Raw genomic sequence first — 24,912 nt, forward strand, 5'->3', positions numbered from 1 at the left:
CCTTACAAGCACGATCAATCATGACTGCCGCCAAGATCAAGGTGCTCTGCGTGGATGACTCCGCGCTGATCCGCAGCCTGATGACGGAGATCATCAACAGCCAGCCCGACATGGAAGTGGTGGGCACCGCGCCGGACCCGCTGGTCGCGCGCGACCTGATCAAGCGCCTGAACCCGGACGTGCTGACGCTGGACGTCGAAATGCCGCGCATGGACGGCCTGGACTTCCTGGAGCGGCTGATGCGGCTGCGGCCGATGCCGGTGCTGATGGTGTCGTCGCTGACCGAGCGCGGCTCGGAAATCACCATGCGCGCGCTGGAACTGGGCGCGGTGGACTTTGTCACCAAGCCCAAGCTGGGCATCCGCGACGGGTTGCTGGAATACACCGACACCATCGCCGACAAGCTGCGCGCCGCGTCGCGCGCGCGCGTGCGAGCAGCAGCCCAGCCGGCCGCGCCATCCGCCACCGGCACCGCGCCCGTGCCGATGCTGCGCAGCCCGCTGCTGTCGACCGAGAAGCTGATCATCCTGGGTGCCTCCACCGGCGGCACCGAGGCCATCAAGGAATTCCTGATGCCGCTGCCGCCCGACAGCCCCGCGGTGCTGATCGTGCAGCATATGCCGGCCGGCTTCACGCGTTCGTTCGCGCAGCGGCTGGACGGCCTGTGCCGCATCACGGTCAAGGAAGCCGTGCACGGCGAGCGCGTGCTGCCGGGCCATGCGTATATCGCCCCGGGCGACTCGCACCTGCTGCTGGCACGCAGCGGCGCCAACTACGTCGCGCACCTGTCGCAGGAGGCACCGGTCAACCGCCACCGGCCGTCGGTCGATGTGCTGTTCGATTCGGCCGCGCAACATGGCGGCAAGAACGTGATCGGCGTGATCCTGACCGGCATGGGCAAGGATGGCGCGCGCGGCATGCTGCGCATGCGCGAGGCCGGCGCCTACAACCTGGCGCAGGATGAGCACACCTGCATCGTGTTTGGCATGCCGAAGGAGGCGATTGCCGCCGGCGGCGTGCATGAAATCGTGCCCTTGCCGGCGATGACCCAGCGCGTGATGGCGCGCCTGGCCACGTACGGCACGCGCGCGCAACGGGTCTGAACGGACCCGGAAACCTGAACAAGACCAGACAACAAGCTGAAACAACAAGCTGGACCGACTAGCCAATATTGCATTTACCTGGAGCCCTCAAAGTGGACAAGAGCATCAAGATCCTGGTCGTGGATGATTTCCCGACCATGCGCCGGATCATCCGCAACCTGCTCAAGGAGCTGGGATTCGTCAACGTCGAGGAAGCCGAGGACGGCGCCGCCGGCCTGGAGAAGGCCAGGGACGGCAGCTTCCAGTTCGTGATCTCGGACTGGAACATGCCCAACATGGACGGCCTGTCGATGCTGCAGGCGATCCGCGCCGACGCGAATATCGGCAAGATCCCCGTGCTGATGGTGACGGCCGAGGCCAAGAAGGAAAACATCATCGCAGCGGCCCAGGCCGGCGCCAACGGCTACGTAGTCAAGCCGTTCACGGCCGCCACGCTGGACGAGAAGATCACCAAGATCTTCGAAAAGCTCGGCGGCTGAGGCGGAGGCGCGTTTGTCATGACCCCCACCCTGAGCAATGATTCCGCCGAGCAACTGATCCTCCGCATCGGCAACCTGACGCGCATGCTGCGCGACAATATGCGCGAGCTCGGCCTGGACAAGGAGATCGAGCGCGCCGCGCAGGCCATCCCCGATGCGCGCGACCGGCTCAACTACATCGCCGCGATGACCGAGCAGGCCGCCGAGCGTACGCTGAACGCGGTCGAACTGGCGCAGCCGATCCAGTCTGATATCGAGCGGCAGGCCGAGACGCTGGATAAGCGCTGGGAGGCCTGGTTCGAGAAGCCGGTGGAGCTGGCCGACGCCCGCTCGCTGGTGCTGGACACCCGCGCCTTCCTGTCCGAGGTGCCGGGGCAAGCCCGCGCCACCAACAGCCACCTGCTCGACATCATGATGGCGCAGGACTTCCAGGACCTCACCGGGCAGGTGATCAAGAAGATGATGGACATGATCCGCACGCTGGAGCAGGAACTGCTGCAAGTGCTGATCGATAACGTGCCGTCCGAGCGGCGCGTGGAAGTTCAGGCGCCGTCGACGCTGATGAATGGGCCGCAGGTGAATCCGGAAGGGAAGCCGGATGTGGTGTCGGACCAGGCGCAGGTGGATGATTTGTTGGCGAGTTTGGGGTTCTGAGGTTTTGGTTGGGCTCGCTTTTTAAGAGTTTGCCCATACTCGCGCTTGCTGTCTCTCTTCATACTGGGTTCGTCGCTGCGTCGTGGCGACCGGGTTTAGCAGCCCGGACGAAAGGGCCGAACGACCGCCTCCTGGCGGTATCCTTACGTTCGCCGTGCCTGCGCACGCCCCTTCTTTGGGCGGGCCCTGGCAGGGGAGCCTTCGGGCTCGCCGGCTTTCGCCTCTTTCCCGGTCTGCTAACCCTGCCTTGCGCCCGCCCACCCCTATCAGCACCCGGGGAGCGGGACTGAACCTGTATGGATAGGGGGCATTCCCATGCTTCAGTTCTTACTTGCCCATTCTGGGCGATTGGCAATCTTCAGTATCTGCACAATGCAGCAGCGCGAGCTAGACGCGTATGCGGAGGTGTGCCATGTATAGCCATAGTCATCACGGTATTACAGCGGAACACAATGGTGCCGACATGCTCGTGACCGCCCATAGCCCGGGGGAGAATCCGCTGAGTCTTGCTGTGCAACGTGCGGCGCAGCTTCATGGCCTGTTGCTTATGGCTAGCGATCATGGGGCGTCGAGTCTGGATCCGGTGGATTTGGAGCAGGGCACTTGGGAAAGCGTGCTTTCCCTCGCGGCCTGGCTGGCGCATGAGACGCAGGTTTTGAGTGAGCTGGCTGTGGTGCAGGGGCAGGCGTTGCAGGATGAGTGATGTTGGGGCGGGGTGTGCAGCCGTGTAATCGGCTGCCGCCCCATCCTTGGAGCATTGGCAGTTTGGCCTTGGGACTGAGGGTCGCAGAATGACCCGAAGCTGCCGCTCGACATTCTCCCAAACGGACATCGCTGAGACGAAGGGTTTAATCTATACAGCACCCACTTCTCGGAGTCGTTTTAGAAAAGCCGCGAATTCCCGCAAAAATTTGAGATCGTCGTCATCTAGACCGTCGGGGTCAAAATGCATGACATCATTTCTGATATCTCTTACTCGATTTAATTGACTTACAAGAGCTACCCTATCAATTTCAAGTTTCAGTTTTATCCAGCGGCCAGGGTTGTCTATTAGCCTTATATACTCGCCAAAAGTAAGATCCGCCGGCGTTTCAATTTTCCGATCATCATCTCCGGGCGCTTTTGAATCATTGAGTTCTTGTAATGTAAATTTTGCATGCAAGAGGCGCCTGACCCCGTTTTCGATCTCACCGACAAGTAAAAATGGCTCTGCCAGCAATTGAAATTGATCGTTGAGATCGCTTGCGGTAATGATTCCGCAAATGCTCTTGTCATTTGCCTCTACAAGTACATAATCGTTATCGGATATTATTGAGATGGCGGAAAATAACGATTCTCGGTGATTCAATATCCGCGCGTCCTCCATACAATCCCTTGCGTGATCTGCTGGCCGTTTCAAGGCGAGCCGAGTACCGATGCTCTTCCAGCTTATGACGCCTTTTACATCTCTCGGTCCCGTCATAACGGGGACTTGCGAGAAATCATTGGTGAGTAGAACGGTGACAACCTGTTGGAACGTCGAATCCGGTTTTACAGATACAGGTACTCTGTTGGCCGAAGAAAGAAAATTTATTCTATAAGTTGGGTCGGCCGCGGAGTCATCAGGGACCGCATTTCCATCCGGCGGCGCTTTTTGAAAGGAAATCTGACGATCAATGTATGCCCACTCGAAATCAGGGTCGGTTGTCAGTCCATGCCTACGCAACGCACCTCTGATCCGTCGTGTAGCACGATAGCCTCTGCGTGCGACATTGAACCAAGCCAAGAAGGATCGCACCGTTTCATTTTGCGGAGCGACGCCGTTCTTTATCTGCTCAGCTACCAGCCTTAGTTTGTCGTCTGATTGGGTCATTTATCTAATTTCCTCGATCCGGTGCTATGTACGCAAAGTCCAGTCCCCCATAGGGAGGTCGAAGCAACAAGGCTATAGCAGAGGCGCTTAAACAGTTCAACGCACTTGTTGGGCGTCTGCTGCCGAACGGCCGGCGGCGGAATTGGCCGGGGTTCCTGTTCATCGGGGCTTATGGCTAGCGTTCTCCCTCGCCCGCCGCCTGTCCGAGAGTCGATATAGACCGCGAGTGTACTTCCGGCGAAAAATTCACACAATCTAGGGCTCTATTTGAAGCGACCGCTTCTGGCCGAACTCAGTCTCCGGCGGCAGTTGTGCCGGCAGTTCGCTCTTGGTAGAACTGAGGCCAGGACCACTGCGAACCTTTTTCTGTTTGACGCAGTATCAAGGCACATCGCTCCAGCTAAGTCGCCGGTGTTTGAAAGTCTTCCGAGGACTTTGTTCAGCATCCATTGGGAAAGCTATTCGCTGTCCTTTGACGCCATGACGGCCGAAGAAAAAAGCTGATCCAATAATCTAAATATATCTCGACCCTTGCTATTTTCGTCGCGTCGCGTAATCTCCGCAGACAGCTCGAGAAGTCCGGTGTGTACTGAAAATGAGTCGGTAATAAAATGCAGTGCCTTGACGCAATTCATCTTCGCGCCATCAAACAAATGAACGTCGCCAAAAGACGTGGGAATTAGATGGGTCTCCGGCGTGTACTGGTGGAAGATACTGGTCTGGGAGGGGTGCACCCACTCGCTCAAAGCATCATAGAGAAACTCGAAATGGCTTTCTTTTCGACTGGTGTGTGAGACTTCTGCTTGGTAAAGCGCACGAAGTGCTTTTAGCACATGCGCGCTTGAAGCAAGGCCTTCACGCATTCTCTCAGCGGCTTGTTCGGTAAATTGATAATCTTCTATTTCAAAAACGCCCTTAGCTATTTTGTCCTGTTCGCTTTGTTTTAGTCTTGAACTATTTACAGATTTGACAACAAATTCTAAACATTTATCGACGCTTTTCTGTCCTTCGGAATCCAATAGAATTTTTTCGATTTGATCATCGATAAATTTGGCGGATGCGTATGTCTCGATTAGCCCTCGACTGATGGAGCACGCCGAAGCGAAGCGATTGTTATCCAGCAAAAAAACGGCATCATCGAATATGTCGATCTGACGATTAAGCAAGCATTGAGCGTAATTCTCGAGGTACATGCCTGCCGGCGGATTCTGGACATCACCGACCATGCGGCCTGGTACCTTTGATATCTGAGCACGAGCTGCCTTTGCTTCGGCCAAGGCTTGATTTGTTGATTCGGTTAGCAAGAAAAGCTCCGTTGGTATGTAGCCTGCCACCGTTCCAAGAGCGAGCGGGGCGCAATCGAGATAGGTAAGATTTTACCGTCCTAATCATGTAGCGGAATAACCCCATCTCGAAATCATTTGGCCGCCGCCCTCCCCTCCTCCCGTGGGGTGTCGTTGAATCGAGATCCTACCGTTAGGTAGCGTGACCAAAAATTTCTTCCGGACGAACGACAGTCGTCTCGCCGAGTCTCGGTCGGCAGCCGTCGTACGAGATGTGCAAGACCTGCGTACTGCAGCGTAGATCCGTCACCGATTGAGAATCGGATGAGCTCACCCGTCACTTGTGGGCAAAAACAGATCATCTGGTGTTCTAGGTCGGAGCAGGCGCGTGCACCTGAAAGCGCACGGTAAAGACATGGACTTATAAGTGGGTGGGGATGGACAAAGACAGATTGCAGAATTGGATGGTTCCGCTATTGCAGGTCCAGCACGTGGACGCTCGGCACCGAGATATGAGGGTGCCAGTCGACGCCATGGATAGTTCGGACGTTTCGACTTGGTATGGGAACAAGTTGTGGTTCTACGAGAGTCTGCAGGGCCTTGCCAGGCTTGACGCTAGGTTAATTGAAGGCGATCGAAGACTACTGGCGTGTGCGAATCGTGATCAATATTACGCCGATACCCTGACAGATCAGGTGACGCTCTCGGGCCTGTGGCTCATGGGCGCGTATGAATGGCTTCGCACCTTCAAAGATAGGTTGAAGGAATTCAAGCATCCTCAACAGAAAACGTTTGCCGCGCTCTGCGATAGGTTTGGCACTGTACGCGTGCCCTTGGCAAAATTTGAACCTCAGCGAGACAAAGGCAATAGGAAGCTCAAGGGCTACTCGATTGCTCGTCCAGCGACGTCTCGCGGGGGAACCGGTTGGATCGTAGACGAAGGCGTCTTCATCTCCCGCCTTGAGTTAGCCAATGACCTAATCACAGCGCTCGCGGAATACGATCCCTTTCCCGGCGCTTCGGAGTGGTTCCCTCGCCCGCCCAAGGGGCCTTTGAACCTTACGGAGTTCCTCTGCGATGAGGTGCGGCCGCTGCAAACGTAACTCTAGCTTTCGCGCCGCATTCCAGCGGCTCGACTAGCACTTGATCATTCGACAAAGCGGGCGTCGGACTTCCAAGGGCCGTTCCTGGCCGCATGCGGACCAACGCTGAACACAACAGAGCATTCCTGGCCGCAGTGGCCCGCGTGGGGCTGGAGACGACCCCTACCGGTCGTCGCCGGAACCGATGGCAATGGCAGAGGTTCCTCCGATGGATACACGCTGAATTGTCGATAAATCGGGTATTCCAAAATCCGCGCAAATCGGTAATCTGCGAGGTTTCAGTGAACGAAAAGGCCTCGCTGCCTGAATGCAACCTTTCGGATCCTCCATGACTGAGCCTCGTCTGACATTCCCTGACCAGAATGAATGGGAAAACTGGTTGACGCAAAACGGCGGTACCTCGACCGGGATATGGCTGCGCCTTGCCAAAAAGGGCGCCGGGCAGCCAACCTTGACCTACGAACAGGCGCTGGAAAGTGCCCTTTGTCATGGCTGGATCGATGGTCAAAAACAGACTGAAAGTGAAGAATACTGGTTGCAACGCTTCACCCGACGCTCCGCAAAAAGTATCTGGTCCAAGCTCAACAAAGACCGGGCCGAAGCGCTGATTGCTGCAGGCAGAATGCTTCCTTCGGGCATGCGAGAAATCGAGAAAGCCAAAGAGGACGGCCGCTGGGAGGCTGCCTATACGTCGGCCAGCAACTCGGTCGTGCCGGACGACCTGCAGGCCGCACTGGATGCCAATCCCAAGGCCAGCGCGTTCTTTGCGACGCTGAACGGCCGAAACCGCTACGCCATCCTGTTTCGGATACAGAATGCCAAAAAGCCCGCAACACGGGTGCGCAAGATCGAGGAGTTCATCGGCATGCTCAATCGCGGCGAAACGATTTATCCCTAGACCAGTGGCCGGTCAGGTTCCGCTTGCGGTCGATGCCGGAAGTCTGTGGCTGCATGAACGGCTACGCGACCATGTAGAACGGCCGTTGGAAGGCTACGGCCGGTTGCTTGCTTCAGGACTCTCGCCGGTCAATGGCTTCCCCACATTCCCCCTAAAGTCCCCCAACCCGCCCGCCGTTAACCCCCAATCACCCCCCATTTCCCAAACAACACCCAATTCCCCCGCCTTTTCCCAGGAATGGGAACCCCCCCACGCTTCGATAATCCCTGCTGACGAATAGCGGCCTGCCGCTTCGCACGGAGCATGGATGTCCGAAGAAAGCGACCTCGAGAAAACCGAACCCGCCTCACCCCGGCGCCTGGAAAAGGCGCGCGAGGAGGGGCAGGTGGTGCGTTCGCGCGAGCTGGCCACGTTCATCATGCTGATCGCCGGCGTGACCGGCCTGTGGACGCTGGGTGGCCATCTGGGCCGCAGCCTGAACCAGGTGATGCAGGGGGCGCTGCGCTTCGAGCCGGCGACGGCGTTCGATACCTCGCGCATGCTGTCGCGCTTTGCCTTGATGGTGTGGGACAGCCTGCTCGCCTTCCTGCCCTTGCTGCTGCTGTTCGGCGTGGCCGCGCTGGCCGCGCCGCTGCTGCTGGGCGGCTGGGTGTTCTCGACCAAGTCCTTCGCGCCGCAGTTCTCGCGCTTGTCGCCGCTGGCGGGGCTGGGCCGGATGTTCTCGGCGCATTCGCTGGTGGAACTGCTCAAGGCCCTGGCCAAGTCGCTGCTGGTAGGCAGCGTGGGCGCCTGGGTGCTGTGGAAGCGCCTGCCCGAGGCCATCGCGCTGATGAATGCGCCGGTGCAGGAAGCGCTGCTGCATATGGTCGACCTGGTGATGCATTGCTGCCTGGTGGTGTCGCTGTCGCTGCTGGTGGTGGCGGCCATCGACGTGCCGTGGCAGTACTGGGAATTCTTCAAGAAGCTGCGCATGACCAAGGAAGAGGTCAAGCAGGAATTCAAGGAGAGCGAGGGCGACCCCCATATCAAGAACCGCATCCGCCAGCAGCAGCGCGCCATGGCGCGCCGCCGCATGATGACCGAGGTGCCCAAGGCCGACGTGGTGGTGACCAACCCCACCCACTTTGCCGTGGCGCTGCGCTATGAGGAAGGGCGCATGGGCGCGCCGCGCGTGGTGGCCAAGGGCACCGGCGACATTGCCGCCCGCATCCGCGAGCTGGCCGCCGAGCACCGCGTGCCGCTGATGTCGGCCCCGCCGCTGGCGCGCGCGCTGCACCGCCACGTGGAGCTGGGCCAGGAAATCCCCGCCGGACTCTATACCGCCGTGGCTGAAGTGCTGGCCTGGGTCTATCAACTGAAGCACTGGCACTACTCGCAGGGCCCGCAGCCGCAGGCGCCCGCGGACCTGCCGGTGCCCGATGAACTCGCCGTACCGGAAATGCGCGAATGAACGCTCTGAGCAACCTGTTCAACCTGCCCGGCCTGCGCTCCGCCGGCCAGCTCAAGGCCATGACCGGGCCGCTGCTGATCATCATGATCCTGGGGATGATGATCCTGCCGCTGCCGGCCTTTGTGCTGGACCTGCTGTTCACCTTCAATATCGCGCTGGCGATCATGGTGCTGCTGGTCAGCATGTACACGCAGAAGCCGCTGGATTTTGCGGCATTCCCGGCGGTGCTGCTGTTCACCACGCTGCTGCGGCTGTCGCTGAACGTGGCGTCCACGCGCGTGGTGCTGCTGGAAGGGCATACCGGTCCGGATGCGGCCGGCAAGGTGGTGGAGGCCTTCGGGCACTTCCTGGTGGGCGGCAACTTTGCCGTGGGGATAGTGGTGTTCGCCATCCTGGTGGTGATCAACTTCATGGTGATCACCAAGGGCGCGGGGCGTATCGCCGAAGTCGGCGCGCGCTTCATGCTGGATTCGATGCCCGGCAAGCAGATGTCGATCGACGCCGACCTGAACGCCGGCCTGATCGACGAAGCCGCCGCCAAGAAGCGCCGCGCCGAGGTGGCGCAGGAATCGGACTTCTACGGCGCCATGGACGGTGCCAGCAAGTTCGTGCGCGGCGACGCGGTGGCGGGCCTGCTGATCATGTTCATCAATATCGCCGCCGGCATGGTGGTGGGCATGGTGCAGCACGACCTGGACTTCGGCACCGCCGTGCACAACTACACGCTGCTGACCATCGGCGACGGCCTGGTGGCGCAGATCCCGGCGCTGGTGATCTCCACTGCCGCGGGCGTGATCGTGTCGCGCGTGTCGAACGAGCAGGACGTGGGCGAGCAGCTCACCGGCCAGCTCTTTGCCAACCCGCGCGTGCTGTACCTGACCGCGGGCATCATCGGCCTGATGGGCATCATCCCGGGCATGCCGCACTTTGCCTTCCTGCTGCTGGCTGGCGTGCTGGTGTGGATGGGCCGCTACGTCGCGCGCCGCGCGGCCACGCAGGCGCAGACCAGGCAGCGCGAAGAGCGCACCCCGGCGGTGGCGCAGGAATCGACCGAAGCCAGCTGGGACGATGTCACGCTGGTCGACCCGCTCGGCATGGAAGTGGGCTACCGCCTGATCACGTTGGTGGACCGCGCGCAGGATGGCGAGCTGCTGGGCCGGATCAAGAGTATCCGCAAGAAGGTGGCGCAGGAGATCGGCTTCCTGGTGCCGGTGGTGCATATCCGCGACAACCTCGAACTCAAGCCCAACGCCTACCGCATCACGCTCAAGGGCGTGGAGATCGGCCGCGGCGAAGCCATGCCGGGCCAGTGGATGGCAATCAACCCGGGCCAGGTCAGCGGCACGCTGCCGGGCGCGGCCACGCGCGATCCCGCCTTTGGCCTGCCTGCGGTGTGGATCGATGCGGGCATCAAGGAGCAGGCGCAGTCCTACGGCTATACCGTGGTCGATGCCAGCACGGTGGTGGCCACGCACCTGAACCACCTGATCCACATGCACGCCGCCGAACTGCTGGGCCGCCAGGAAGTGCAGGCGCTGCTGGACCGCATCGCCAAGGACTCGCCCAAGCTGACCGAAGACCTGGTGCCGAAGACCATCTCGCTGACCGCGCTGCAGAAGATCCTGCAGAACCTGCTGGACGAAGGCGTGCCCATCCGCGACATGCGCACCATCCTGGATGTGGTGGCCGAGCACGCGCCCAAGATCAGCGACCCGAACGAGCTGACCGCGATGGTGCGTGTGGCGCTGGGCCGCGCCATCACGCAGCAGCTGTTCCCGAACAATGCCGATCTGCAGGTGATCGGCCTCGATGCCGGCCTGGAGCGCGTGCTGTCGCAGGCGCTGACCAATGGCGGCGGAATCGAGCCGGGCCTGGCCGACGCGCTGCTGCAGCAGACCCAGGGCGCGGTCACGCGCCAGGAGCAGATGGGCATGGACCCTGTGCTGCTGGTGCCGTCGCAGCTGCGCCCGCTGATGGCGCGCTTCCTGCGGCGCACCATGCCGCAGCTGAGGGTGCTGTCGCATGCCGAAGTCCCGGACAACCGCAATATCCGCATCACCGCCATGATCGGCGCGTGAGGAGTCAAAGATGAGCGTAGCCAAGTTTGTCGCGGCCAACGGCCGCGAAGCCATGCGCCAGGTGCGCGAAGCCATGGGTCCGGACGCCGTGGTGCTGTCCAACCGCACCGTCGAGGGCGGCGTGGAGATCGTCGCCATGCGCGATACGGATCTGGGCAGCGTGCAGGCCACCGCGCAGGTCTACGTGCCACCCGCGCCGGTGGTCGAGCCCGCCGCTATCGGCGACCTGCGCGGCGAGCTGCAATCGATGCGCGCGATGCTGGAGCGCCAGCTGGCCGGGATCAGCCCTGCCCCAAGCGCGGTTCCAAGCGCGGCAGCGCACGGCGTGGCCGCCAGCGACCCGCTGCGCGAATCCCTGTTTGAATGGATGGTCGGCGCCGGCTTCTCCGGGCAACTGGCGCGCACGCTGCTGGCGCGGCTGCCGCTGGGCTATGACCGCCCCGCGGCCATGGGCTGGATCCGCACCGAACTGGCAAGCAAGCTGCCGGTGCTGGGCGATGAGGACAGCCTGTTCGCGCAAGGCGGCGTGCTGGCACTGGTGGGTCCCACCGGCGTAGGCAAGACCACCACCACGGCCAAGCTGGCGGCGCGCTTCGTGCTGCGCCACGGCGCCGACAAGCTGGCGCTGCTGACCACCGACAGCTTCCGTATCGGCGCGCACGAGCAACTGCGCATCTACGGCGACATCCTGGGCGTGCCGGTGCATGCGGTAAAGGATGCCGCCGACCTGCGCTTCGCGCTGGCGGCGATGAAGGACAAGCACCTGGTGATCATCGACACCGTCGGCATGAGCCAGCGCGACCGCAGCCTGTCGGAACAGATCGCGATGCTGGCCGGCGTGCCGGCGCCGGTGCAGCGCGTGCTGCTGCTCAACGGTGTCAGCCACGGCGATACCCTCAATGAAGTGGTGCATGCCTACCGCCATGACGCCGCGCCCGATGGCGGCGGCATCGACGGCTGCATCATCAGCAAGCTGGACGAAGCCACCCACTTGGGCTCGGTGCTGGACGTGGTGATCCGCCACCGCCTGCCGGTGTTCTACGCCTCTACCGGCCAGCGCGTGCCCGAGCACCTTGAGCTGGCCAACAGCACCGCGCTGGTGGAGCGCGCCTTCCTGACGCCGCGCCGCGGTTCGGTGTTTGCCGATGCCGACGCCGCACGCCGGCGCAGCGCCGGCACCGACGACGAGGCGCCCGCGCGTGGCGGCGCCGACGAGGTGCTGCGCTCGCTGACCGACAGCGCCGACGCGCTGAGCCAGTGCGTGGCGGAACTCAATGGCGCGGGCCTGGGCCTCGACCTGGCCCGCTCGCTGTGGCAACAGCGCAGCGCCGGCGCCCCGGCCCTGCGCGCGATGTCGCAGCAGGTGCGCGAAGCGGTCTGCCGCGACGTGACCCGCCAGTGCGAGCAGTACGTGCTGGCCTGCGCCGCCACGCTGCAAGTGGCCGTGCCCGGCCGCCGCACGCCGCAGCCGATGCAGCACACGCTGTGGCTCGCCGACCGCGACGGCATGCCGCTGGCCGCCACTGTGACCCCGACCGGCCGTGCCGGCCAGCCGTTGGGCGAGGCCGAGACCGATGCCGCCAGCCTGCGCGCCGCCATGAGCGCCGCGCGCAAGGTGGTCAACCTGATCGATGCCGTGCCGACCGCCGCCACGCTGGCGCGCTGGCAGCAGGCCGGCGAGCGCTGGGTGGCCGGCGCGCGCAAGACCGCGCGCGTGGTCAGCGCCGGCGCCGCCTGGAAGCTCGATGCGCTGGCCGACACGCTGACCTTCCACGCCGTGGGCGAGGACACCGTGCGCGAGCGTGAAGCCGTGCGCTGGCTGGCCAGCGCCGAAGTGCGCGTGCCGGACAGCCCGGCGCGTGGCAAGGGCACGCCCGAAGGCGGCATCGATGCCTGCCTGGTGGTGGCACGCCTGGCCGACCGCGCCACCGGCGAACTGCTGGATACCCGCTACCTGCTGTGCGATCCGGCGCTGGCGCAGGACGCCGCACAGGTAGCGCGCTGGGCCTTGTGGACCGACGCAGCCGATGCGCGCCTGCGCACGCTGCGCCACGCCATCGACCACTTCGCCCAGGACGCCGAAAACGGCCACGCCGCCGGCGCCGCGCTGGCCGCGTTGCAGCTGGGCCTGTCCGTGCTGCGCCTGGAACACGCGCCGACCGCGGCCGCGCCCGCCTTCCTCGCGCGCCTGGCTGGCCGCACCGTGCGCCAGGGCGTGCCGGTGCCGGGCACGGTGCTCAATGAAGGCATGGGCCGCATGCTGGCATTGCTCGACGTGCTGGAAAACTATCCGGGCCGCGGCAGCGCCGTGTCCGCTGAAACGATGGAGGTGCTGCAGTGAGCGCCCTCGCCATGGACCAGGCCGAGAGCCTGCGCCGGATGCTGGCGCCGCGCACGACGCGCCGCATCGCCGTGGTCGCCAGCGAACGCGGTGCCGGCGCCACCACCGTGGCGCTGGGCTTGTCGCACGCGCTGGCCATGCAGGGCGAACGCGTGCTGCTGGTCGACGAAGACGCCGCCGCGGCGCGCGCCACGCGGCTGTCCGGCGCCAGGCCCGCCGGCACCCTGGCCGATGTCAGCGCAGGCCGACTGCCGCTGGACGCTGCGGCAGGCACCGGTCCCGGTGGCGTGCTGTCGGTGCTGCCGGCTGGCCGGCCTGTGCCGGGCAGCGCCTTGCCGGCTGCTGCTGCGAGCGGTTTCCGCAGCGTGCTGGTGGATGCCTGCGTCGATGCCGACGGCGCGCTGTCGGCGCTAGCGGGCAGCGCACACAATGTGCTGATCGTGATGCGGCCTGAGCTGGCGTCGATCACCGCCGCCTATGCCTGCATCAAGCGCCTGCACCACTTGTATGCCTGGCGCCAGTTCCACCTGATCGTCAACATGGCGGCGAGCGAGGCTACGGTGCAGGCGATCCTGCGCAACCTGGCGCGCACGGCCAGCCAGTACCTGGGCGTCGAGGCGCTGTGCGCGGGCTGGCTGCCGTCGGACCCGCTGGTGGCGCGCGGCGTGCAACTGGGGCGCTGCGTGGTCGAGGCGTTTCCGGCGGCGCCGGCCACCACCGCGCTGCGCCGCACCGCCGGCAGCATCGGCGCCTGGCCGCTGCGCGCGGACACGTCCGCCCCCGCGCCCGCAGCCGCAATGGCCTGAGCCTGCCAGCCATGCCATCCAACCGAACCAGACCCTGAGCCAGCCCCCGCCGCACGTTGCGGCGGTCCAGCAATCCAGCATTCACGAGAATTGCACCATGTACACGATCCAGGGAAAGCTCGAACAGGCCGATGTGGTCAAGGCGCATGCACAGCTGGTGCGCCGCATCGCCCTGCAACTGGCCGCCAGGCTGCCTGCCAGCGTGCAGATCGACGACCTGATCCAGGCCGGCATGATCGGCCTGCTGGATGCCGCCAAGCGTTATGAAGACACCCACGGCGCGCGCTTCGAAACCTATGCCAGCCAGCGTATCCGCGGCGCCATGCTTGACGAGGTGCGCGCCAACGACTGGCAGTCGCGCAGCCTGCGCCAGTTCACCCGGCGCATCGAGCGCACGCAGCGCGGGCTGGAGCAGAAGCTCGGGCGCGCACCGGTCGACTCCGAAGTGGCCGAGGCCATGGAGATGGCGCTGGACGAATACCAGTTGCTGCTCAATGAGGTCTATGGCTGCCAGCTGCTGCACTACGAGGATTTCGAGCGCTCCGGCGAAGAAGACTTCCTGGACCGGCACCTTGGCGGCAGCGATGACGGCAACCCGCTGACCGTGCTGATGGAAAGCGGCATGCGCGAGGCACTGGTGCGCGCCATCGAACGCCTGCCCGAGCGCGAAAAGCTGGTGCTGTCGCTGTGCTATGACCAGGAACTGAACCTGCGCGAAATCGGCGCGGTGCTCGATGTGACCGAGTCGCGCGTGTGCCAGATCCGCGGCCAGGCGATCACGCGGCTGCGCAACCAGTTGCGCGGCTTGCTGTGATGCAGGCGCTGGGCCGCGCCGCGCGCGGCGCTTGCTGGCTGCTGGCTGCCGTATCGGCCTGCGCCTGGGCCGCCATTGAGGGCGGCACCCGCCATGCCTGGACCGGATCGGTCAACGGGCCGGCACTCCACTGCCGCGGACAGCGCGCGGTGTCGCCGCCGATCCTGCCCACCGGCGTCTTGCCGCAGTCAGAAGGGGTCATCACCTCGGTGCGCTGGCGCTACAGCTTCGCCAAGACCCCACCGCTGGAACTGCAAGCCTATCTCTGCAATGCCCAGCGCTGCGTGCTGCTGCCGCAGGCGGAAGGGAAGACCGATGCGTTCTTCGGGGATGATGCCACCAAGGGCTTTGTATTTGCGTTCCGGGTGCCGGGGCAGGGGAGCCTGGTGCCGGTGCTTCAGGGGCGGAGTAATGAGGTGGTGGTGGGGTTTCGGTAGGAGTGAATGTTCCGTTCTTTCGTCACTTCTGAATAAGTGACGAAAGAACGGAACATCTGGCGATCCCCTCAACCCGCCGCCAGACTCACCCCACCCACCCCAGCCGCCGCCTTCCCATCCTTCCCATACAACCCCGCATCCCCGCCACTATGCTGGCGCAGCGCCTGGATGGCTTCACGGGTGAAGTCGAGATGGGCGTCCACAACCGCCCCGTTGAGCGCATTGGCGTCACGCGCGGTGCAGGCCGCAAAGATCAGCCCGCGCCAGGCATCGGCCACGGCCGGGTCGACCTGGCGGCCGAGCAGCTGGCCTTCGGGGCCGGCGCGCAGGCCCAGCGCGCCCATCTGGGCTTCGCGGGCCTTGAGTTGGCGGGACAGGGCCTGGCCCAGTTCAACCTTGCGCGTCAGCAGTCCGCTCAGGGACTGGAAGTCGCCCCGCTTGAGGGCGTCGCGCTCTTCGGCGAGGAGTTGGCCGAAGGCCTGGATGCCTTCGGTTTCGCGCTGCAGGGACTGGATCAGGCTCTGGTTCATTTGGGCTATCGGGGTTCAGCCTGGCCAAGCTCGCGCAGGGTCGCGAGCAGGCCGTCGGCAATCTTGCCCGGGTCGATCCTGATCCGGCCCTCGGCGATGGCCTGGCGGATCTCTTCGACCTTGGCGGTGTCGATATCGTCGTCCGCGGGCTGCGTCAGGCGGGCGCTGATGTCGCGCACCTGGGCGGCCAGCGGGCTGACGCTCAGGCCGGCGGACGGCGCCGCGGCGCTGGCCGGCGCGGCCTGGGGCCGGGCGGCGGCGGCGTCCGCAGGGGCGTCGGCGGGCCGGGACGAGGCGGTGTGGTTGATCTTCACGGGGCGTTCCTTGCTGGTTTCCTATGGCATTACGGTCGCGCCGGCGAATTCTTTAGGGCGCTCGCCCCGATTTCGCCGCGCGGCGGTTTCGGCGGCATTTTCGCATGCCGCCCGCCACGGGTTTCCAGTCTTTTGGCCACGATCAAGGCACTTTCGGGGGGTTACTGCAGCACCACGGTGTCACCGCTGCGCACCAGCCCGTTGACCACCTGGCCGCTGCGCAGGCGCACCTGCACGGTGTTGCCGGTGGCGGCGTCGGCCAGCACCTTGCCTTCGCTGGTGATCTGGAAGGCATCGCCTTCCACGGCCACGGTGACGGTCTGGCCCTGGCGCACGGCGATGGCCTTGCGCAGCAGGTCGGCGCGTATCGGTGAGCCGGCGGCAATACGGTTGGCGGTGAGCGCGCCGGCAAGCTGCGCCGGGTCGGTGATCACCGCGCGCGGCAGCGTGCCCAGGTCGCCCTGGCGGACTTCGATATCGGCCTGGCCGACCGGCTCGCCCGGGCCCAGCGCGCGCGCGGCGACGTAGTAATCGGTCAGCACCGCCACGCGCGCCTGCATGTAGCGCACCCACGGCCGCTCACCGCCGCAGCGCACGCCGACGGAGACGCGGCCCCACGGCGACGTGCCGGCGGGCAGGAACGGGTCGGGCGCAAGGCAATCCGGCGCGCGCCCACCCGAAGGCGGTGCCACCTGCACGCTGACCTTGCCCGGCAGGCCGGCGGTCTGCTGCAGCAGGAAGCGTTCCACGGCAACGCGCGCGGGGTCTTCGGCAAAGGGGCTGGCAGCGGGATTGCCTGCATGAGCGGCCTGCTGCTGCCCGTGCGCGGCCGGCGCCTGCATGGCGACGGGCATGACCTGCGCGGGCGCGGCACCGGCGGCGGCCGGGCCAAGCAGGCAGGCCGCCAGCAGGGCTTGCGCCAGGCTGCGGGCGTTGCGGCGATTCTGTTTCATCTGGACTTCCCGGCAAGGACGGCACGGCATGCACGGCATGCCTGGCGCCCGGCCCCGTGACTGGCTGCGCGCCCCGTCTACATCTGTCATCGGGGTCCCATTGTAGGCAGCCCCTCGCGCGAGGGCGGGCCGAAATGCATGGATTTCCCGTCCTTATTCATCCGATTGGCGTGACAGGTCGCCGCCTAAGATGGCAACCCTGAAGAAGGTCGTTCGCTCCGTTCATGTGAGCAGGGAGATGCCAGGATGATTGACAGACTCGACGCGGCACTACGTTTCCAGCAGGAAGCGCTGAGCCTGCGCAACCAGCGGCAGTCGGTGATTGCCTCCAACATCGCGCACGCGGACACGCCCGGCTACAAGGCGCGCGATTTTGATTTCTCCAGCACGCTGGCGCAGAGCGTCGAACGCGGCCACCGCAATGAAGGCATGTCGCTGTCCACCACCTCGGTGCGCCATCTGCCCGCGCAGGCCCCGGGGCGCGAGGAATTCGACCTGGCCTACCGCATCCCGCTGCAGTCCAGCGTCGACGGCAACACCGTGGAAATGGATGCCGAGCGCGTGGCCTTCGCCGACAACGCCGTGCACTTCGAGTCCGGCCTGACGGTGATGAATTCCAAGATCAAGACCATGCTGGCCGCGATCCAGCAATAAATCGAGCAGTAAGGGAGAGAGCGCATGCCGGCAATGAACATCTTCGACGTCGCGGGCTCGGCCATGGCCGCGCAGTCGCAGCGCATGAACGTGACCGCTTCCAACCTGGCCAATGCCGACAGCGTGGTCAGCCCCGACGGCCAGGCCTATCGCGCCAAGCAGGTCGTGTTTGGCATGGCGCCCACGCCGGGGCAGACGGACATCGGCGGCGTGCAGGTGCGAGGCGTGTCGGAAGACCCGTCGCCGCCGCGCATGGTGCACAACCCCACGCACCCCATGGCCAATGCCCAGGGCTACGTGGTGATGCCCAACGTCAATCCGGTGGAAGAGATGGTCAACATGATCTCGGCCTCGCGCTCCTACCAGGCCAATGTGGAAGTGCTCAACACCGCCAAGAACATGATGCTCAAGACGCTGACGATCGGCCAGTGACAAGCCCCGGCCTGTATCGGCAACGCCTCCACCAGCACGCAGACAACGAACCGACATGACAACCACCTCCGCGGTAGGCAGCAACACCCAGGGCATCAACGACGCCCTCAAGAGCGGCAGCGCCAGCGCGTCCGAGCTGCAGAACAACTTCCTGACCATGCTCGTCACGCAGATGAACAACCAGGACCCGCTCAATCCGATGGACAACGCGCAGCTGACCTCGCAGCTGGCGCAGATCAGCACGGTCAGCGGCATGCAGACCATGAACGCCACGCTGTCGCAGTTGCTGTCGCAGGTCAGCGCCAGCCGCGCCATGGACTCCGCAGCGCTGATCGGCCATACCGTGATGGTGCCGGGCAAGCAGGTGTCGGTGGCAGGCGGCGTGCCGGGCAAGTTCGGCCTGGACCTGCCGTCGACCGCGGATGCGGTCACCGTCGACGTGCTCGACAAGGACGGCAACGTGGTGCGCACCATTGACATGAAAGGGCAGACCGCGGGCGTGCACAACGTCGCATGGGACGGCAAGAACAACGCCGGCGCGGCCGTGGCCGACGGCGACTACACCTTCAAGGTGACCGCCACCGCCAACGGCACCTCGGTGCAGCCGGTGGCGCTGGTCTACGGCAAGGTCCAGAGCATCAGCGGCGACGCCAGCGGCGTGCTGGTGGACTTGGGCGACGGACAGACCGCGAACGTCGACGACGTGCGCCGCATTCTCTAGTACGCAGGTGCCGGCAGCGCACAGGCGCCGGCCGGCTTCAACGACAGCCTAGTCAAAAGGAAGCAATCATGGGTTTCGGTCAAGGGGTAAGCGGCCTGAACGCCGCCGCGTCCAATCTGGACGTGATTGGCAACAACATCGCCAATGCCAACACGGTTGGCTACAAGCAATCGGCAGCGCAGTTTGCCGACATCTACGCGGGCACCAAGATCGGCCTGGGCGTGCGCGTGAACTCCGTGGTCCAGTCGTTCAACCAGGGCAATATCGAGGCCTCCGGCCGCTCGCTGGATGTGGCCATCACTAACGGCAATGGTTTTTTCCGCCTGACCAGCCCGGAAGGCGCGGTCTACTACTCGCGCAATGGCCAGTTCCAGCGCCAGGAAGACGGCCGCATCACCAATATGCAGGGCCTGCAAGTGACCGGCTATCCGGCAGGCGTGGCTGGCGGCGCAGGCGTGCAGCCGCAGCCGCTGGTCATCAGCAACGCCCAGATGGAGCCCCGCGCCACCAGCAGCATCACCGCCAAGTTCCAGCTGGATTCGCGCGCTACTGTGCCGACGCAGGCCTTCGCCAGTGCGGCCGGCTCGCCGCCGACCAGCAATATGTTCAACTACAGCACGGCGATCAACGTCTATGACTCGCTGGGCAACAAGCAGCAGCTGATGGCGTACTTCGCCAAGTCGGCAGGCGCCCCGACCGTCGCTGGTGGCACCGACTGGCGGATGTACGTGACCGACGTCAACGGCAACGCGGTCGGCGGCGCACCGGTCACGCTCGCGTTCGACAACGCGGGCGCTCTGCAGTCGCCCGCGGCCGGCGCTGTCACCCTGACCCAGCCGGCCGTCAACGGCGCGCAGGCCATGGCGATGAAGCTGGACCTGACCGGCACCACCCAGTTCGGCGCCGACAACGACGTCAAGCAGCTCAGCCAGAACGGCTACACCTCGGGCAGCCTGCTGGGCTTCTCGGTCAACGGCGACGGCACCATCACCGGCAACTATTCCAACGAGCAGACCAAGCCGCTCGGCCAGATCGTGATGGCCGCATTCGGCAACGTCGAAGGCCTGAAGCCGGAAGGCGACAACGTGTGGTCGGCCACCGGTGCCTCCGGCCAGGCGCTGGTCGGCGCGGCCGGCGGCAGCATGGGCACGCTGCGCTCCAATGCGGTGGAAGCTTCCAACGTGGACCTGTCCGGCCAGCTGGTCAACCTGATCGTTGCGCAGCGCAACTACCAGGCCAATGCGCAGACCATCAAGGCGCAGGACACGGTCATGCAGACCCTGGTCAACCTGTGACCGCCACGCTGAGCTGAGCCGCCGCCATGGACCGCATGATCTACACCGCCCTGTCGGGCGCCAAGCAGATACTCGACCAGCAAGCGGCGGTATCGAACAACCTCGCCAACGTCTCCACGCCGGCCTTCCGCGCGCAGGTCAACCTGTACCGCGCGGTGCCGGTGGTGGGGCCGGAGGCGGGCACGCGCGCCTTTGCGCTGGCCTCGACCCCCGGCGCCGACATGCGCGCCGGCCCGCTGACCTACACCGGCCGCACGCTGGACGTGGCGCTGCAGGGCAACGGCTGGCTGGTGGTGCAGGCCCCGGACGGCAGCGAAGCTTACACCCGTGCCGGCGCGCTGCAGGTGGCGCAGGACGGCCAGGTGCAGACCATCTCCGGCCTGCCGGTGATGGGCGACGGCGGTCCGCTGGCGGTGCCGCCGGGCTCGCAGGTAACCATCGGCACCGACGGCACCATCACCGCGCGCGGCCCCGGCGAAGCCTCTGCCGGCCTGGCGCAGGTAGGCAGGCTGCGCGTGGTCAACCCGCCCAACGATGCCATCGCGCGCGGCGATGACGGCCTGTTCCGCCTGCGCCCCGGCGCGCAGCCGCTGGAGGCCGATCCCACCGTGCGCGTGATCTCGGGCGCGCTGGAAGGCAGCAACGTCAACCCGACCGAAGCCATGGTCGAGATGATCGCCAATGCCCGCCGCTTCGAGATGCAGATGAAGATGATCCAGGGCGCCGACGGCAACGAGCAGCGCGCCAACCAGCTGCTCTCGACCAACTGACCTGAATGACTGACCGGCACGGCGCGCCGTGCCAGCACCAACGCAAGGACCCCCATGATCCGCTCTCTCTGGATTGCCAAGACCGGCCTCGATGCGCAGCAGACGCAGATGGACGTGATCTCGAACAACCTGGCCAACGTGTCGACCAACGGCTTCAAGCGCGGCCGCGCGGTGTTCGAGGAACTGATGTACCAGACCATCCGCCAGCCCGGCGCGCTGTCATCGGACCAGACCACGCTGCCTTCCGGCATGCAGCTGGGCACCGGCGTGCGCCCCGTGGCCACCGAGCGCATCCACACCCAGGGCAACCCGCAGCAGACCGGCAATGCCAAGGACGTGGCCATCCTGGGCCAGGGCTTCTTCCAGGTGGCGCTGCCCGACGGCACCACCGCCTACACCCGCGACGGCTCGTTCCAGGTGGACCAGAACGGCCAGCTGGTGACCTCCAGCGGCTTCGTGATCCAGCCTGCCATCACCATCCCGGCCAACACGCTGTCGATGACCATTGCGCGCGACGGCACCGTGTCGGTGACGCAGCCGGGCTCCAGCGCCAACGTGCAGGTGGGGCAGCTGCAGCTGGCCACCTTCATGAACCCGGCCGGCCTGGAAAGCATGGGCGAGAACCTGTACGTGCAGACCGATGCCTCGGGCGCGCCCAACACCACCGTACCGGGCCTGAACGGCGCTGGCGTGGTGCAGCAGAACTACGTGGAAGCCTCCAACGTGAACGTGGTGGAAGAGCTGGTCAGCATGATCCAGACGCAGCGCGCGTATGAGATCAACAGCAAGGCCGTGCAGGCATCCGACCAGATGCTGCAGCGCCTGTCGCAACTGGGTTGACTGGTGTGAACATGGCCACCTTGCTTTCCCGCCTGGGCGCGCATGCGCTGGTTTGCCTGGCCGGCGTGGCAATGCTGGCCAGCGGCGGCTGCGCGCTGATGCCGCGCGAGCCGCTGGTGCAACTGCCCACCACCGCGCGCGCAGAGCCGCGGCCGATGGGGCCGGCCACCGGTTCGATCTTCGCGTCCTCGTATGCCGGCAACCCGCTGTTCGAGGATCGCCGTCCGCGCAATGTCGGCGACATCCTGACGATCGTCATCACCGAGAACGTCAACGCCAGCAAGAACTCGGGCACCAATGCCAGCCGCAACGGCAACACGTCGCTGGCATTCGACGCCGTGCCCAAGGCGCTGGCCGGGCTGTTCAGCAGCAGCTCGAACGCCAGCATCAATGGCGCCAACACGCTCAAGGCCAGCGGCGGCGCCAGCGCGGCCAACACCTTCAACGGCACCATCACCGTCACCGTGCTTGAGGTGCTGGCCAACGGCAACCTGGTGGTCTCCGGCGAAAAGCAGATGGCCATCAACCAGGGTGCCGAGTTCATCCGTTTCTCCGGCGTGGTCAACCCGCGCACGATCACCGGCGACAACGCCGTGCCCTCAACCCAGGTGGCCGATGCGCGCATCGAATACACCGCCAAGGGCGTGATCGACGAAGCGCAGAACATGGGCTGGCTGCAGCGCTTCTTCCTCAATGTTTCTCCGTTCTGACCGCGCCATGTCTGCTCCGATGCTCGCCCGTTTCCTGTCCCGCCTGCTGCGCCTGAGCGTGATCAGCCTGGCGCTGGGCGTGGCCTTTGGCGCCTTTGCCAGCGTCGCCAAGGCCGAGCGCCTGAAGAACCTGGCCACGTTCCAGGGCGTGCGCGAGAACCCGCTGGTGGGCTACGGCCTGGTGGTCGGCCTGGACAACACCGGCGACCAGACCATGCAGACGCCGTTCACCACGCAGAGCCTGACCAACATGCTCTCGCAGCTGGGGATCACGCTGCCGGCCGGCAAGAACATGCAGCTCAAGAACGTGGCGGCGGTGATGGTGACCGCCTCGCTGCCCGCGTTCGCGCAGCCCGGCAGCCAGCTGGACATCGTGGTGTCGTCGATGGGCAATGCCAAGAGCCTGCGTGGCGGCACGCTGCTGATGACCCCGCTCAAGGGCGCCGACGGCCAGGTCTATGCCATCGCCCAGGGCAATATGCTGGTGGGCGGCGCGGGCGCGTCAGCCAACGGCAGCAAGGTGCAGATCAATCAGCTGGCGGTGGGGCGCATCGCCAACGGCGCGATCGTCGAGCGCGCGGTGGCGCCGTTCCAGCCGGATGGCGGCGTACTCAACCTGGAACTGAAGGACACCGATTTCGGCACCGCCGAGCGCGTGGTGGAGGCCATCAACCGCTCCATGGGCGGCGGCGTTGCCGCGGCGCTGGATGGCCGCGTGGTGCAGGTGCGTGCGCCGGCCTCGGCGGCTGCGCGCGTGGGCTTCCTGGCCCGCATCGAGAATATCGACGTGACCCCGGCCAAGGCCGCGGCCAAGGTGATCCTGAACGCCCGCACCGGTTCCATCGTGATGAACCAGGCCGTGACCGTGGAAGACTGCGCGGTGGCGCATGGCAACCTGTCGGTGGTGATCAACACGCAACCGGTGATCAGCCAGCCCGCGCCGTTCAGCGGCGGCCAGACAGTGGTGGCGCCGGTGTCGCAGATCGACATGAAGCAGCAGGGCGGCTCGCTGCAGATCGTCAAGGCGGGTGCCTCGCTGGCCGCCGTGGTCAAGGGGCTGAACGCGCTGGGTGCGACTCCGGCCGACCTGCAGACCATCCTGGAGGCCATGCGCGCGGCCGGGGCGCTGCGTGCCGAGCTGGAAGTCATCTGACCATGAACACGGCACGACCCCCGCAGGCGGCGGAGCTGACGCAGCGCTTCGCGCTGGACACACAGGGCTTCGAGGCGCTCAAGCACAGCGCGCGCGGCGGCGCCGACGCCAATACGCTGCAGGCAGTCGCCAAGCAGTTCGAGGCGGTGTTCACGCAGATGGTGCTCAAGAGCATGCGCGATGCCACGCCGCAGGATGGCCTGTTCGACAATGAGCAGAGCAAGCTCTATATGTCGATGATGGACCAGCAGCTGGCGCAGCAGATGTCGTCGCGCGGCATTGGCCTGGCCGATGTGATGGTGCGCCAGCTGGCGCGCGCCACCGGCACGCCGATGCCGGCCGGCATGAATGCCATGAGCCCGGCCGAATCAGGCAAGGCCGCGGATGCCGAGATGGCAAGGCTGCTTGACAGCCGCGGCGCGGGTGCCATGCCTGCCGACGCCGGCGAGCTGGCCGACCTGCCTGCCATCGGCACCATCGTGCCGGGGCAGAACTGGAATCCCACCGCAGGGCTGCGCCAGTATCAGCCGCAATCCTATGCGGATCGCGGCCAGGGTGACGACCGGCTTGGCAGGCTGCCGGACGACGCGCCGGCCCACGTCAGCGCCTTTGTCGCCCGCATGGCCGGACCCGCGGAAGCCGCCGCGCGCGCCAGCGGCGTGCCGGCGCGGCTGATCGTAGGGCAGGCCGCGCTGGAATCAGGCTGGGGCCAGCGCGAGATCACGCACGCCGACGGCTCCACCACCTTCAACGTCTTCGGCATCAAGGCCGGCGCCAGCTGGAAGGGGCGCGTGGCCGAGATCACCACCACGGAGTATGTCGACGGGCAGCCGCAGAAGGTGCGGGCGAAGTTCCGTGCCTATGGCTCGTATGACGAGGCCTGTGCCGACTATGCCCGCCTGCTGACCAACAACCCGCGCTACGCGGGCGTGGTCAGCGCAGCGTCCGCTGAAGAGGCGGCGCATGGCCTGCAGCGCGCGGGCTATGCCACCGATCCGGCGTACGGGCACAAGCTGGTGAAGATCATGAAAAAGGTGGCGGCCTGAGGGCAGGGGTGTTGCGCTGGCGCCGGCCGTAGCTGACACCGTATGAACCCGGCTCCCCTCTCCCGCACACGGGAGAGAGGAGCAAACCAGCCGGAATCTGGAAAGCGCCACTTCCACACCTAAAGTCCCGCCCCCAACCAGCCGATAACTTCCACATCCACCACCGCCGGCCCTTGCCGCGGCAGTCCTACAAATC

The 24,912-nt window shown here is 65.1% G+C and carries 26 protein-coding genes; 21 read left to right on the forward strand and 5 right to left on the reverse strand.

Features of this window, described 5'->3' with window-relative positions; translation table 11 throughout:
- The first annotated feature begins 20 nt into the window (after window positions 1-20).
- The 4 genes from AC3WLF_RS12525 (at window position 21) to AC3WLF_RS12540 (ending at window position 2,939) form a co-directional block, all read left to right on the forward strand.
- Complete coding sequence (locus AC3WLF_RS12525) at window positions 21-1,103, forward strand: protein-glutamate methylesterase/protein-glutamine glutaminase (RefSeq protein WP_492357364.1); 1,083 nt, start codon at window positions 21-23, stop codon at window positions 1,101-1,103.
- Window positions 1,104-1,195: 92 nt separating this feature from the next.
- The gene (gene cheY / locus AC3WLF_RS12530) at window positions 1,196-1,582 is read left to right on the forward strand and encodes a chemotaxis response regulator CheY (RefSeq protein ID WP_116318867.1); all 387 of its coding nucleotides are present in this window, start codon (window positions 1,196-1,198) and stop codon (window positions 1,580-1,582) included.
- An 18-nt stretch (window positions 1,583-1,600) separates the two neighbouring features.
- Entirely contained in the window at window positions 1,601-2,236 is a 636-nt protein-coding gene (cheZ, locus tag AC3WLF_RS12535) for a protein phosphatase CheZ (protein WP_492358297.1), read from the forward strand.
- Window positions 2,237-2,648: 412 nt separating this feature from the next.
- Entirely contained in the window at window positions 2,649-2,939 is a 291-nt protein-coding gene (locus AC3WLF_RS12540; RefSeq protein WP_492358298.1) for a hypothetical protein, read from the forward strand.
- A gap of 150 nt (window positions 2,940-3,089) precedes the next feature.
- Here the strand turns inward: AC3WLF_RS12540 and AC3WLF_RS12545 are convergent, their stop codons facing one another.
- Both AC3WLF_RS12545 and AC3WLF_RS12550 read right to left on the reverse strand, forming a co-directional pair.
- On the reverse strand, window positions 3,090-4,088 hold the full coding sequence (locus AC3WLF_RS12545; RefSeq protein ID WP_492358299.1) for a CBS domain-containing anti-phage protein: 999 nt from the start codon (window positions 4,086-4,088) through the stop codon (window positions 3,090-3,092).
- Between the two features lie 458 nt (window positions 4,089-4,546).
- On the reverse strand, window positions 4,547-5,392 hold the full coding sequence (locus tag AC3WLF_RS12550) for a DUF5677 domain-containing protein (RefSeq protein WP_492358300.1): 846 nt from the start codon (window positions 5,390-5,392) through the stop codon (window positions 4,547-4,549).
- 497 nt (window positions 5,393-5,889) lie between these two features.
- Between AC3WLF_RS12550 and AC3WLF_RS12555 the strand changes: the two genes are divergently transcribed.
- The 8 genes from AC3WLF_RS12555 to AC3WLF_RS12590 all read left to right on the forward strand — a co-directional run bounded on the left by AC3WLF_RS12555 (window position 5,890) and on the right by AC3WLF_RS12590 (window position 15,298).
- Entirely contained in the window at window positions 5,890-6,474 is a 585-nt protein-coding gene (locus AC3WLF_RS12555) for a hypothetical protein (protein ID WP_492358301.1), read from the forward strand.
- Window positions 6,475-6,802: 328 nt separating this feature from the next.
- Window positions 6,803-7,372, forward strand: a complete 570-nt coding sequence (locus AC3WLF_RS12560; RefSeq protein WP_492358302.1) for a YdeI/OmpD-associated family protein — start codon at window positions 6,803-6,805, stop codon at window positions 7,370-7,372.
- A 307-nt stretch (window positions 7,373-7,679) separates the two neighbouring features.
- Window positions 7,680-8,822 (forward strand): flagellar biosynthesis protein FlhB, encoded by a 1,143-nt coding sequence (gene flhB, locus AC3WLF_RS12565; RefSeq protein ID WP_492358303.1) that lies wholly within the window; start codon window positions 7,680-7,682, stop codon window positions 8,820-8,822.
- Window positions 8,819-10,900, forward strand: coding sequence for a flagellar biosynthesis protein FlhA (flhA, locus tag AC3WLF_RS12570; RefSeq protein WP_492358304.1), 2,082 nt, complete (start codon window positions 8,819-8,821; stop codon window positions 10,898-10,900). The genes flhB and flhA overlap by 4 nt, the downstream gene beginning before the upstream one ends.
- 10 nt (window positions 10,901-10,910) lie before the next feature.
- Window positions 10,911-13,241 (forward strand): flagellar biosynthesis GTPase FlhF, encoded by a 2,331-nt coding sequence (flhF, locus tag AC3WLF_RS12575; RefSeq protein ID WP_492358305.1) that lies wholly within the window; start codon window positions 10,911-10,913, stop codon window positions 13,239-13,241.
- Between the two features lie 11 nt (window positions 13,242-13,252).
- Window positions 13,253-14,047, forward strand: a complete 795-nt coding sequence (locus AC3WLF_RS12580; protein ID WP_492318217.1) for a MinD/ParA family ATP-binding protein — start codon at window positions 13,253-13,255, stop codon at window positions 14,045-14,047.
- 97 nt (window positions 14,048-14,144) lie between these two features.
- Entirely contained in the window at window positions 14,145-14,861 is a 717-nt protein-coding gene (locus AC3WLF_RS12585; RefSeq protein WP_492318128.1) for an RNA polymerase sigma factor FliA, read from the forward strand.
- The gene (locus AC3WLF_RS12590) at window positions 14,861-15,298 is read left to right on the forward strand and encodes a flagellar protein FlhE (RefSeq protein WP_492318127.1); all 438 of its coding nucleotides are present in this window, start codon (window positions 14,861-14,863) and stop codon (window positions 15,296-15,298) included. The genes AC3WLF_RS12585 and AC3WLF_RS12590 overlap by 1 nt, the downstream gene beginning before the upstream one ends.
- A 68-nt stretch (window positions 15,299-15,366) precedes the next feature.
- Here AC3WLF_RS12590 and AC3WLF_RS12595 read toward each other — a convergent pair whose 3' ends face one another.
- The 3 genes from AC3WLF_RS12595 to flgA all read right to left on the reverse strand — a co-directional run bounded on the left by AC3WLF_RS12595 (window position 15,367) and on the right by flgA (window position 17,095).
- The gene (locus AC3WLF_RS12595; protein ID WP_492358306.1) at window positions 15,367-15,828 is read right to left on the reverse strand and encodes a flagellar protein FlgN; all 462 of its coding nucleotides are present in this window, start codon (window positions 15,826-15,828) and stop codon (window positions 15,367-15,369) included.
- A gap of 5 nt (window positions 15,829-15,833) precedes the next feature.
- Window positions 15,834-16,142 carry a flagellar biosynthesis anti-sigma factor FlgM gene (gene flgM / locus AC3WLF_RS12600; protein WP_492318125.1) on the reverse strand — a complete coding sequence of 103 codons (309 nt, stop codon included), beginning with the start codon at window positions 16,140-16,142 and terminating at the stop codon, window positions 15,834-15,836.
- A gap of 161 nt (window positions 16,143-16,303) precedes the next feature.
- Window positions 16,304-17,095, reverse strand: coding sequence for a flagellar basal body P-ring formation chaperone FlgA (gene flgA, locus AC3WLF_RS12605; RefSeq protein ID WP_492357204.1), 792 nt, complete (start codon window positions 17,093-17,095; stop codon window positions 16,304-16,306).
- Between the two features lie 246 nt (window positions 17,096-17,341).
- On the opposite strand from flgA, the gene flgB reads away from it, so the two are divergent.
- The 9 genes from flgB to flgJ all read left to right on the forward strand — a co-directional run bounded on the left by flgB (window position 17,342) and on the right by flgJ (window position 24,716).
- Window positions 17,342-17,749, forward strand: a complete 408-nt coding sequence (gene flgB, locus AC3WLF_RS12610) for a flagellar basal body rod protein FlgB (protein ID WP_010812668.1) — start codon at window positions 17,342-17,344, stop codon at window positions 17,747-17,749.
- Window positions 17,750-17,773: 24 nt separating this feature from the next.
- Complete coding sequence (gene flgC, locus AC3WLF_RS12615) at window positions 17,774-18,181, forward strand: flagellar basal body rod protein FlgC (protein ID WP_010812667.1); 408 nt, start codon at window positions 17,774-17,776, stop codon at window positions 18,179-18,181.
- 55 nt (window positions 18,182-18,236) lie between these two features.
- Window positions 18,237-18,902, forward strand: a complete 666-nt coding sequence (gene flgD / locus AC3WLF_RS12620; protein WP_010812666.1) for a flagellar hook assembly protein FlgD — start codon at window positions 18,237-18,239, stop codon at window positions 18,900-18,902.
- A gap of 68 nt (window positions 18,903-18,970) precedes the next feature.
- Window positions 18,971-20,197: a flagellar hook protein FlgE gene (gene flgE, locus AC3WLF_RS12625; protein ID WP_492318122.1), complete on the forward strand. Its 1,227-nt coding sequence runs from the start codon at window positions 18,971-18,973 to the stop codon at window positions 20,195-20,197.
- Window positions 20,198-20,223: 26 nt separating this feature from the next.
- Window positions 20,224-20,967, forward strand: a complete 744-nt coding sequence (locus AC3WLF_RS12630; RefSeq protein ID WP_492318121.1) for a flagellar basal body rod protein FlgF — start codon at window positions 20,224-20,226, stop codon at window positions 20,965-20,967.
- Between the two features lie 54 nt (window positions 20,968-21,021).
- A complete protein-coding gene (flgG, locus tag AC3WLF_RS12635; protein WP_010812663.1) occupies window positions 21,022-21,807 on the forward strand; it encodes a flagellar basal-body rod protein FlgG in 786 nt (261 codons plus the stop codon).
- An 11-nt stretch (window positions 21,808-21,818) separates the two neighbouring features.
- Window positions 21,819-22,517, forward strand: a complete 699-nt coding sequence (gene flgH, locus AC3WLF_RS12640; RefSeq protein WP_492318120.1) for a flagellar basal body L-ring protein FlgH — start codon at window positions 21,819-21,821, stop codon at window positions 22,515-22,517.
- The gene (locus AC3WLF_RS12645) at window positions 22,501-23,670 is read left to right on the forward strand and encodes a flagellar basal body P-ring protein FlgI (protein WP_410054210.1); all 1,170 of its coding nucleotides are present in this window, start codon (window positions 22,501-22,503) and stop codon (window positions 23,668-23,670) included. Before flgH ends, AC3WLF_RS12645 begins: the two co-directional genes overlap by 17 nt.
- Window positions 23,671-23,672: 2 nt before the next feature.
- Window positions 23,673-24,716, forward strand: a complete 1,044-nt coding sequence (gene flgJ, locus AC3WLF_RS12650; protein WP_492318119.1) for a flagellar assembly peptidoglycan hydrolase FlgJ — start codon at window positions 23,673-23,675, stop codon at window positions 24,714-24,716.
- Window positions 24,717-24,912: the final 196 nt, after the last annotated feature.

The organism is Cupriavidus sp. FW306-01-F10A (genome assembly GCF_058782785.1).